General features: G+C 74.0%; 10 protein-coding genes. 8 read left to right on the top strand and 2 right to left on the bottom strand.

Annotated features, from left to right (window positions below; translation table 11 throughout):
* Positions 1-184: 184 nt before the first annotated feature.
* The 6 genes from TNCT1_RS27515 to TNCT1_RS27490 all read left to right on the top strand — a co-directional run bounded on the left by TNCT1_RS27515 (position 185) and on the right by TNCT1_RS27490 (position 6,778).
* Positions 185-388: an MbtH family NRPS accessory protein gene (locus TNCT1_RS27515; RefSeq protein WP_067045059.1), complete on the top strand. Its 204-nt coding sequence runs from the start codon at positions 185-187 to the stop codon at positions 386-388.
* A gap of 132 nt (positions 389-520) precedes the next feature.
* Complete coding sequence (locus TNCT1_RS27510) at positions 521-1,171, top strand: GNAT family N-acetyltransferase (RefSeq protein WP_143637206.1); 651 nt, start codon at positions 521-523, stop codon at positions 1,169-1,171.
* Entirely contained in the window at positions 1,168-2,427 is a 1,260-nt protein-coding gene (locus TNCT1_RS27505) for an MFS transporter (RefSeq protein ID WP_143637203.1), read from the top strand. The genes TNCT1_RS27510 and TNCT1_RS27505 overlap by 4 nt, the downstream gene beginning before the upstream one ends.
* Before the next feature lie 120 nt (positions 2,428-2,547).
* Positions 2,548-4,923 (top strand): SpoIIE family protein phosphatase, encoded by a 2,376-nt coding sequence (locus tag TNCT1_RS27500; protein WP_235902931.1) that lies wholly within the window; start codon positions 2,548-2,550, stop codon positions 4,921-4,923.
* Between the two features lie 80 nt (positions 4,924-5,003).
* Positions 5,004-5,276 (top strand): hypothetical protein, encoded by a 273-nt coding sequence (locus TNCT1_RS27495; RefSeq protein WP_143637197.1) that lies wholly within the window; start codon positions 5,004-5,006, stop codon positions 5,274-5,276.
* A 71-nt stretch (positions 5,277-5,347) separates the two neighbouring features.
* Entirely contained in the window at positions 5,348-6,778 is a 1,431-nt protein-coding gene (locus tag TNCT1_RS27490; protein ID WP_143637592.1) for a cytochrome b, read from the top strand.
* Here TNCT1_RS27490 and TNCT1_RS27485 read toward each other — a convergent pair.
* Positions 6,714-7,097, bottom strand: coding sequence for a cytochrome c oxidase subunit 4 (locus TNCT1_RS27485; protein WP_143637193.1), 384 nt, complete (start codon positions 7,095-7,097; stop codon positions 6,714-6,716). The two genes, TNCT1_RS27490 and TNCT1_RS27485, sit on opposite strands and share 65 nt — an antisense overlap.
* Positions 7,094-8,758, bottom strand: coding sequence for a cytochrome c oxidase subunit I (ctaD, locus tag TNCT1_RS27480; protein WP_174266480.1), 1,665 nt, complete (start codon positions 8,756-8,758; stop codon positions 7,094-7,096). Before ctaD ends, TNCT1_RS27485 begins: the two co-directional genes overlap by 4 nt.
* 161 nt (positions 8,759-8,919) lie before the next feature.
* Here ctaD and TNCT1_RS27475 point away from each other — a divergent pair, with 161 nt between their 5' ends.
* Positions 8,920-9,288 carry a DUF6479 family protein gene (locus tag TNCT1_RS27475; protein ID WP_143637188.1) on the top strand — a complete coding sequence of 123 codons (369 nt, stop codon included), beginning with the start codon at positions 8,920-8,922 and terminating at the stop codon, positions 9,286-9,288.
* A gap of 122 nt (positions 9,289-9,410) precedes the next feature.
* The gene (locus tag TNCT1_RS35920; protein WP_174266476.1) at positions 9,411-9,587 is read left to right on the top strand and encodes a hypothetical protein; all 177 of its coding nucleotides are present in this window, start codon (positions 9,411-9,413) and stop codon (positions 9,585-9,587) included.
* The last annotated feature ends 68 nt before the right edge of the window (positions 9,588-9,655 follow it).

The following is a 9,655-nucleotide window of genomic DNA, read 5'->3' as shown; positions in this document are numbered from 1 at the left end:
CGCCCCGCGGGGCACCGCCCTGGCGCACCGCCCGGCACGGCCCTCGCGCACCACGCGCCCCGACCGCCCGCCACCCGGACCCGACGACGGGGAACCGCACCACGACCGCACAGGACCGGCGACAGCCGGCGAACGGCGGACCCACGACCGACGAACCGACGAAACACCGACGAAAGAAGGCGACATGGACGAGAACACCCGCTACCAGGTGCTGCGCAACGACGAGGAGCAGTACTCCCTCTGGCCCGCCGACATCGAGGTGCCCGCCGGCTGGCAGCCCGTCGGCAAGGAGGGCACCGAGGCCGAGTGCTCCGCCTACGTCGACGAGGTCTGGACCGACATGCGGCCCAAGAGCCTGCGCGAGCGCATGGAGAACGCCGGCGCCTGACCGGCCCGCACACCCGACACGCCGGGCCGGCCGCACCCGCGCCGGCCCGGCGCCCCGCCCCCACGCGTCGCCGTTCCGGCGCCCCACCGCCCTCGGCCCCCACCGCACCGCAGCTCACCCGAGGAGCCCGTCATGACCCCCGTCCTGCGCACCGAACGCCTGGACTTCCTCCCCTACCGACCCGAACACGAGGACCACTTCGTCGCGCTGCTGCGCGACGAGGAGGTGTGCCGCTGGATGGGGCAGGACCTCGTGCCCGAACCGCAGCTCCGCGAGCTGTTCCGCGCCATCCTCACCGACGTCTACCCCCAGCGCCGCTTCGACGTGTGGGGCCTGTGGACCGAGGGCGCCTACGCCGGGCACGCCGAGGTGAAGCCGACCGGCAACGTCGAGGGCCACGAACTCGTCACCGCGCTCGCACCCGCCCACTGGGGCCACGGCCTGGGCGGCGAGGCGGTGCGCCGCCTGCTCCGGTACGCCGCCGAGGACCTGGGGCTGAGCGAGGCCTACGGCATGGTCGGCGCCGAGAACACCGCCAGCCTGGCCATGTGCCGCCGGCTGGGCTTCCGGCACCTGCGGGACGTCGTCGGCGACGACGGTTCCGTGACCAAGCTGATGGTCATCTCCACCAAGAACCCGGAGACCGGGACGGAGACCGGGACTGAGAACAGGGCGAAGAACGGGGCGGACACCGGGACGAACAACAGGGCGGACACCGGTACGGAGATCAGGGCGGACACCGGTGCGGCGGCCGGAGCGGCGGCCGTCGAGGACGCCGTATGAGCGGGCCCCCGCTCGGCGAGAGCGTCGCCGAGGCGGCGGACACCGGGCCCTCGCCCGGGCTGTGGCGCAACCGGGACTTCAATCTGCTGTGGACCGGGCAGTGCCTGTCCGACCTGGGCGGCGCCATGGTGGAACTGGCGCTGCCGCTGCTGGTCCTCCAGCAGACCGGCTCCCCGGCGCGGGCCGGCCTCGTCGGCACCGCCGGGCTCGTCACCACCCTGGTGTGCCGGCTGCCGGCCGGCGTCCTCGCCGACCGGTACGACCGGCGGCGGCTGATGATCGTCTGCGATGTGGTCCGCCTCGTCGGGTACGCCCTCCTCGGCTGGGCGGTTGCGGCGGGCACCGCGAACCTCCCGGTCATCCTCGCCGTGGTGGTCGCCGGCGCGGCCGCCACGGCCGTCTTCAGCACCGCCGAGCACGCCGGCGTGCGCAACCTGGTCCGCCCCGACCAGCTCACCGCCGCCGTCGCCCGCAACGAGGCGCGCACCTACGCCGTCTCGCTGGCCGGCCCGCCGCTGGGCGGTCTGCTGTTCGGGCTCGGCCGCGCCCTGCCCTTCCTCGGCAACGCGCTGAGCCACCTGCTGTCCCTGCTGGCCGTCTCCCGTCTCCGGCGGCCCCTGCAGCAGCCCCGGCCGCCGGAGACCCCGTCCGGACCGGCCGGGCGCCCCTCCGCCGCGCAGGGCCTGCGCTTCCTGCTGGGGCACCCCTTCCTGCGCACCCTGCTGCTCATCGCGGCCCCGCTCAACATGGCCTTCACCGGCATGATCTTCGCGATGACGCTCGCTCTGCGCCGGGCCGGCGTCCCCGCGTACCTGGTGGGTCTCGCCGGCGCCGTCTTCGCGCTGGGCGGCCTCCTCGGCGCCCTGGCGGCCCCGGCGCTCCAGCGGCGGCTGCGGCTGCCGGCCCTGATCAGGCTGCTGTGCTGGGCGACCGCCGCGCTCATGGCGGTCGGCACGCTGCTGGCCGGCACCGTCCCGGCCGCCGTGCCGCTGGCCGCGGCCGTGTTCCTCGGACCGACGGCGAACGCCGCCCTGTTCGCCCACCAGGCCGCCGTCACCCCGGACCACCTCCAGGGCCGCGTCGTCGGCGGCGTGCTGCTCGCCGCCGGCTCGGCGGCCGCGCTCGCGCCCGCCCTGGCCGGCGCCCTGCTGGCCCGCTTCGATCCCGGGCCGGCGACGCTGGTCTTCCCGGTGCTGGTCACCGTCGCCGCCGTGACGGCCACGGTCGGCAAGGGCCTGCGGAACCCGGCCGCGTAGCCCGCGTGCACAGGGGCTGCGCGGGCGGCCCGTACGCGCTGTAATGGCCGAGTGGTGGGTGACGGCGCTGCGATCAGCAGCACGCGGACGGAGCGTGCTGAAGCCGCCCTTGTTCTCCTGATGGCTTCACCCCCCGCCCCCGACCGGCTGCGCCGGGTCCTGGAACAGGCACTGGTGTTCGCCGGGGCGTCCCTCGCCGGGGTGTACACACCCGGCGACGACCCCGCGGTGCTGCTGCTCGCCGAGTCGGCCGGCCTGCCGCGCACCCTGTACGGCCTGCGCGACAGCTATCCCGTCCCGGGCGCCCACCCGGTCGCCGAGGCGCACCGCACCGGACGGGCGCGCTGGCTCGGCCCCGCCGAACTGGCCGACTGCCCGGAAGCGCGCCGTACCCCGTCCCCGGAGTTCTCTCTCGCCGCGCTGCCGCTCGGTCTGGCGGGCGGCGGCTGCCTGCTGGCCGTCAGCGAGCACCCCGGCGGGTTCGGCGCGGACGACCGGGCCTGCCTGGAGCTGATCGCCCGGATGGTGGCCGCACCCGCCCCGGTCGCCGCGGGCGAGACCGGCGAACTGCCCGCTGACGCCTTCAGCCTGGCCATGGACAGCGGCCGGGTACAGGCCGGCGACGCGATCCTGCGGCTGTTCGGGATCAGCCGGGACGCCTTCGACGGGCGGGTGGAGACCCTCCTGGGGCACGCGGTGCCCGAGGACCTGCCCGCGCTGATGTCCGTGGTCGAGGCCGACCACCTGTCCATCGGCGACCGCGAGCTTGAGTTCCGCGTCCTGCAGCCCGCCGGGCCGCCCAGATGGCTGCGGCTGCGCGGCCGGCTGCTGCCCGGCGGCGAGGGCCGGCCGGCGCGGCTCGTCGGCACCGTCGCCGACGCCTCCACCCAGCGGGCCGGCCTCACCGACGTGGCCCGCGTCCAGCGGCTGGCCGCCGCGCTCGCCACGGCCGGCACCGTCAAGGACGTCGGCCACGCCGTCGTCGACGCCCTGCGCCGGCCCCTGCGCGCCGACCGGATCGCCCTGGCCGAACTGGAGAACGACCGGCTCGTCGTCACCGTCCTCGACCCGCCCGAGCCCGAGGCCTGGCCGGAGGTGTGGCGCAGCGAGTGGCGCACCGAGTGGCCCGACGCGCCGGTGCGCTCCATGCCCACCCTGGCCACGGCGCTGCGCGCGGGCCGGGCCCGGATCTGGCCCGCCGGCTCGGCGCTGGAGCCCGCCCTCGCCGAGGTCGGCCCGGGCGGCCTGGCCGTGCTGCCGCTGCCCGCCGGCGACCGGATGGCCGGCGCCTGCCTGATCGGCTGGGACCGCCCGCACGACTTCGGCCCCGACGAACGCGCCCTGCTGACGGCCTGCGCCGGCCTGACCGGTCAGGCCCTGCTGCGTGCCCACGCCTTCGACGCCGAGCACGAACTCGTCGGCATGCTCCAGCGCACCCTGCTGCCCCGCCGGCTGCCCCGGCTGCCCGGCGGGGCCGCCGTCGCCCGCTACCTGCCCACCACCGCGGGGCTGGAGGTCGGCGGCGACTGGTACGACGTGATACCGCTCGCCGACAACCACGTGGCCTTCGTCATCGGCGACGTCCAGGGCCACAACGCCGGCGCCGCCACCCTGATGGGCCAGATGCGCACCGCCCTGCGCGCCTACGCCGCCGAGGGCCACTCCCCGGACGTGGTCGTCGCGCACGCCAACCGGCTGCTGCTGGACATGGAGACCGACCTCTTCGCGACCTGCGCCTACGTCGACGTCGACATGGAGCAGGGCACCGCCCTGTGCGTGCGCGCCGGCCACCTGCAGCCCGTGCTGCGGCATCCGGACGGCACCACCGAGATCGTGCAGGCCGAGGGCGGCCCGCCGCTCGGCGTGCTGGGCCAGGCCGAGTTCCCCATGACCCCGCTGCGGCTCCAGCCCGGCACGGTCCTCGCGCTGACCACCGACGGATTGGTGGAGTCCCCGGACTCCGACATCGACGAGGGCATGGACCGGCTGGCCGGCGAACTGGCCGCCGCCGACCCCGGCCATCTCGGCCTGGTCGCCGACGCCCTGCTCGCCGGCGCCCACCGCGGCGACGACGTGGCCCTGCTGCTGATGCGCTACGACGGCATGGCCGTGCGCCCGCTGCGCGAGAGCTGGACCGTGTGGCGGGTCCCCGAGGCCGTGCGGCACGCGCGCCGCTTCACCCGGCGCACCCTGCGCACCTGGGGCGTCCGCCCGGAGACCGTCGAGGCGGCCCTGCTGGTCGTCTCCGAACTGGTCACCAACGCCCTCGTGCACACCGGCGGGCCGGTCCGCCTCGACCTCAGCCTGGTCGGCCACCGGCTGCGGCTCGCCGTCGCCGACACCTCGCCGCGCAGCCCCGTCCAGCCGACCAGCATCGGCTGGGAGGCCACCGGCGGCCGCGGCATCCTGCTGGTCCAGGCGGTGTCGGCGGCCTGGGGCACGGTTCCGGTCAGCGGCGGCAAGCAGGTGTGGGCGGACCTCGTTCCGCCCGGCTGACCCGCCACTCGGGTGCGGGTGCGTCCCCGGCGCGGCAGGTCGACGGGCGCCGCGCGCCGAGCGTGCCTATGGTCGGTGGGGTGGCACACACCTTCGAGGAACTGGTGGCGAAGCAGCGCGCCGCCGAGGCGGCGCACCGCACGGTCAGGGAGCTCCGGGAAGCGTACGGGCCGCCCGCCGGGCGGCAGATGACGGGCGCCCAGTCCGGCACCTACGAGACGGCCCTGCGCGCCTGGCGGGACCTGGACCGGGAGGTGCAGACCGCGGTGAGCGAGTACGCCAAGGACAGCGGCCGGCCGCGGACCGAGGTGGAGGCGGAGGTGACTCGGGCGGCCGCACCGGAGGACTCGTGAGACGTCTCTCCCGTGCGGCCGGCCGCCGGGCCGAGCGCCTCGTCGACGCGGCCGACGCCCGCCTCCCGGTGATGGAGGGCGGGTCGCTGCTGCGCAAGGCGTTCCCCGAGCAGTGGTCCTTCCTGCTGGGCGAACTCGCCCTCTACAGCCTGCTGGTGCTGCTGCTGACCGGGGTCTGGCTGACGTTCTTCTTCGAGCCGGAGATGCGCGAGGTCGTCTACCGGGGCTCCTACGTGCCGCTGCAGGGGACGCTGGTGTCGTCCGCCTTCGACTCCACCCTGCGGATCAGCTTCGACGTGCGCGGCGGACTGCTGATCCGGCAGATGCACCACTGGGCGGCGCTCCTCTTCGTCGCCTCGATCGGCGCGCACATGCTCAGGATCTTCTTCACCGGCGCCTTCCGCCGGCCCCGCGAACTGAACTGGGTCATCGGGGTCACCCTGTTCGCGCTGGCGCTGGCGGAGGGCTTCGCCGGCTACTCGCTCCCCGACGACCTGCTCTCCGGCACGGGCCTGCGGATCGCCCAGGGCATCATCACGTCGATCCCGGTGGCGGGGACGTACCTGGCCTTCTTCGCGTTCGGCGGGCAGGTCCCCTCGCACGACATCATCACCCGGCTCTACCCGGTGCACATCCTGCTGATCCCGGGCGCGCTCGTCGCCCTGGTCTCGGTGCACCTGATCCTGGTGTTCCACCTGAAGCACACCCAGTGGCGCGGCCCGGGCCGCACCAACCGCAACGTCCACGGCAAGCCGCTCGTCCCGCAGTTCAGCGCCTCCTCCATCGGCCTGTCCCTGACGGTCGCCGGCGTGCTCGCGGTGCTGTCGGCCGTCGCCCAGATCAACCCGGTGTGGGTGTACGGCCCCTACCGCCCCGACCAGGCCTCCACCGGGTCCCAGCCCGACTGGTACGTCGGCTTCCTGGAGGGCGCCCTGCGGCTGGTGCCGCCGTGGGAGACCGGCTTCGCGGGGCACACCGTCATGTGGAACGTGCTGCTGCCGGCCGTGGTCCTGCCCGCGGTGCTGTTCGTCGTGCTCTACGCCTACCCGTTCGTCGAGCAGCGCCTGACGCAGGAGTGGCGGCAGGAGCGGCACCTGTGCGACCGGCCGCGCGAACGGCCCGTGCGCACCGGACTGGGCGTGGCGGCCGTCGTGTTCTACGCGGTGCTGCTGCTGGAGGGCGCCAACGACGTCAGCGCCCAGACCTTCCGCGTCTCGGTCAACGCGCTGACCTGGGTGTACCGCGTCGCGCTCGTGGTGGCGCCCGTCCTCGCCTTCGTGCTGACCCGCTGGCTGTGCCGGGCCCTGACCGCGGCCGAACGCGAGCGCCTCGCCGAGGGCGTGCCCACCGGTGACATCAGGCAGACCCTGGCCGGCGGCTACGAGACCGATCACGAACCCGTGGAGTCGTTCCGCCCCGGAGCGCCGCGCAGGGAGATCACCGACGCGCGTACTGGAACACCATCCCGAACACCCCGCGGGCCAGAACGCCGCAGCCGATGAGGAACAGCCACAGCCCGTAGACGACGCCGGTCGCCGTCACCGCGAACCCCAGCGCGGTGACGACCGGCCACGGGCTCTCGTCCGGGAAGAAGGCCACCGGCCCCGCGCCGTCGGCCACCTCGGCGTCCTTGCGGTCCTGCGGCCGTCTCCCCTTGCGCCGGTACTGCACCAGGAAGAAGAACGACACCAGCGAGGCCATGCCGCACGCGACGACCAGCGCGGCCGTGCCGGCCGGCTCGCCCGACCACACCCCGTACAGGGCGGCGGCCCCGCCGAAGAACGCCGCCACCCCGCCGAACAGCATCGACTCGGTCTTCATCGCTTCCCCTCCTCCTCGGCCCGGCGCACGACCTCCGGGTGGTGCAGGTCGAAGGCGGGTGACTCCGACCGGACCCGGGGCAGCGCCACGAAGTTGTGCCGGGGCGGCGGACAGGACGTCGCCCACTCCAGGGCCCGCCCCCAGCCCCAGGGGTCGTCGATGTCGACGCGCTCGCCCTTCACGGCGGTGCGCCAGACGTTGTAGAGGAACGGCAGGGTGGACACGCCGATGAGGAACGCCCCCGCGGTGGAGATGCTGTTGAGCAGGGTGAAGCCGTCTCCCGGCAGGTAGTCCGCGTAGCGGCGGGGCATGCCCTGCTGGCCGAGCCAGTGCTGGACCAGGAAGGTGAGCTGGAAGCCCGGGAAGAGCAGCCAGAAGTGCACCTTGCCGAGGCGTTCGTCGAGCATCCGGCCGGTGAACTTCGGCCACCAGAAGTAGAACCCGGCGAACATGGCGAACACCACCGTGCCGAACAGCACGTAGTGCAGGTGGGCGACGATGAAGTACGAGTCGGTGAGGTGGAAGTCCAGCGGGGGCGAGGCGATCAGCACGCCGCTGAGCCCGCCGAGGAGGAAGGACACCAGGAAGCCGCAGGACCACAGCATCGGCGTCTCGAACGACAGCGAGCCGTACCGCATGGTGCCGATCCAGGCGAAGAACTTGATGCCGGTGGGAACGGCGATCAGGAACGACATGACGGAGAAGAACGGCAGCAGCACGGCGCCGGTGGCGAACATGTGGTGGGCCCAGACGACGGCCGAGAGCATGGTGATGGCGATGGTGGCGCCGATCAGCGGGAGGTAGCCGAAGAGGGGCTTGCGGGAGAAGACCGGCAGGATCTCGGAGACGATGCCGAAGAACGGCAGGGCGACGATGTAGACCTCGGGGTGCCCGAAGAACCAGAACAGGTGCTGCCACAGCAGCGCGCCCCCGTCGGCCGCGTCGAAGACGTGCGCGCCGAACTTGCGGTCGGCCTCCAGGGCGAGGAGGGCGGCGGTCAGCACGGGGAACGCGGGCAGCACCAGGATCGAGGTGAACAGCACGTTCCAGGTGAAGATCGGCATCCGGAACATCGTCATGCCGGGGGCGCGCAGGCACATGATGGTGGCGATGAAGTTGACCGCGCCGAGCGTGGTGGACACACCGGTGACGACCAGGCCCATGGCCCACAGGTCGCCGCCCGCGCCGGGGGAGTAGTAGGCGCTGTTCAGGGGTGCGTAGGCGAACCAGCCGAAGGCGGCGGCCCCGCCGGGGACGACGAAGCCGGACACCACCATCAGGCCGCCGAAGAGGTACATCCAGTACGACAGCGCGTTCAGCCGGGGGAAGGCCACGTCCGGCGCGCCGATCTGCAGCGGCATCACCGCGTTGGTGAACCCGGCGAACATGGGGGTGGCGAACAGCAGCATCATGATCGTGCCGTGGATCGTCACGAACTGGAGGTAGCCCTGCTCGCTGAGCACCTGCAGTCCCGGCTCCGCCAGTTCGGTGCGCATCCCCAGGGCCAGCACCCCGGCGAGCAGGAAGAAGCAGAACGCGGTGACCATGTACAGCCGGCCGATCACCTTGTGATCGGTCGTCGAGAGCCAGCGCAGCAGGGTCCGGCCGGGCCGTGGGGCGGTGGTGGAGTACCGTGCGGTGATCTCCGCGATCTCCGACATCTCCGGTGTTTCGGTCATCCTGCGCGACGCTACTCCCGGGCCCGGCCGGGCGGCCCGCGCCACGCCCTGCGCCAGGCCGCCGGATACGCCGCCGGCTCGGCCGATCGGCTGAAGCGCCCCGTGCCAGGCATCCGGCGGGCACTCCCGGGTACCCGCAGGTCATGAACACTGCCACGTACGAAGCAGCCGCAGGCGCTCAGGTGTTCGGGTACGTCCTCGTCCTCGTGATCGGCGTCGTCCTGGTCGCCGGACTGCTGTGGGCGTTCCGGCTCGGTTTCAAGGTGCGCCGGCGGGAGCCGGCCCCGCCCCGGCCCGAGGAGCAGCCGAAGATGCCGCCGACCGGCCCGGTCCGTGAGACCAGCGAGATGCGCGAGCCGCACGAGGTGCCCCGCACCGAGGACGGCGACGAGCGGCTCACCCCCCACCAACTGGGCAACGTCGGCAGCCGGCGCGCCGAGGACCAGCAGCGTCCGCGCTGGTCCCCCGGCTCCAGCGGCTCCTTCGGCGGCGGTGGCGGCGGGCGCACCTGAGCCGCGCCGCCCACGGGTTCGCCCGCCCCGGCAGCGGGCACCCGGGCGCCCCGACACCACAGCCGCCGGGCCGGCGCACAGGCCGGCCCGGCGGCAGGGCAGCAGAGAGAAGATGAGACGCCGTGACCGCGCACCCCGTCGACAGGCCCGTGCTCCCCTACGCCGAGACCGGCTGGTCCAAGGCCCGCAGCGGACAGGGCGGAGGCGTGCGCACCTGTGTGCCGGCCGTCGCCGAGCGCACCGGTCCGCAGCAGCCGAACGGGGAGCGGGAGGGCAACATAGTGCGCGGCGAGGACTGAGCGGCGCCGGAGTGATGAGCGGCGCCGAGACGAGGACCGGCGGCCCGGCCCAATAAGGCGAACAAGGG

Origin of the sequence: Streptomyces sp. 1-11, assembly GCF_007176755.1 — a bacterium.
GTDB lineage: Bacteria > Actinomycetota > Actinomycetes > Streptomycetales > Streptomycetaceae > Streptomyces.
This window is presented reverse-complemented; position numbering and strand designations above follow the sequence as displayed.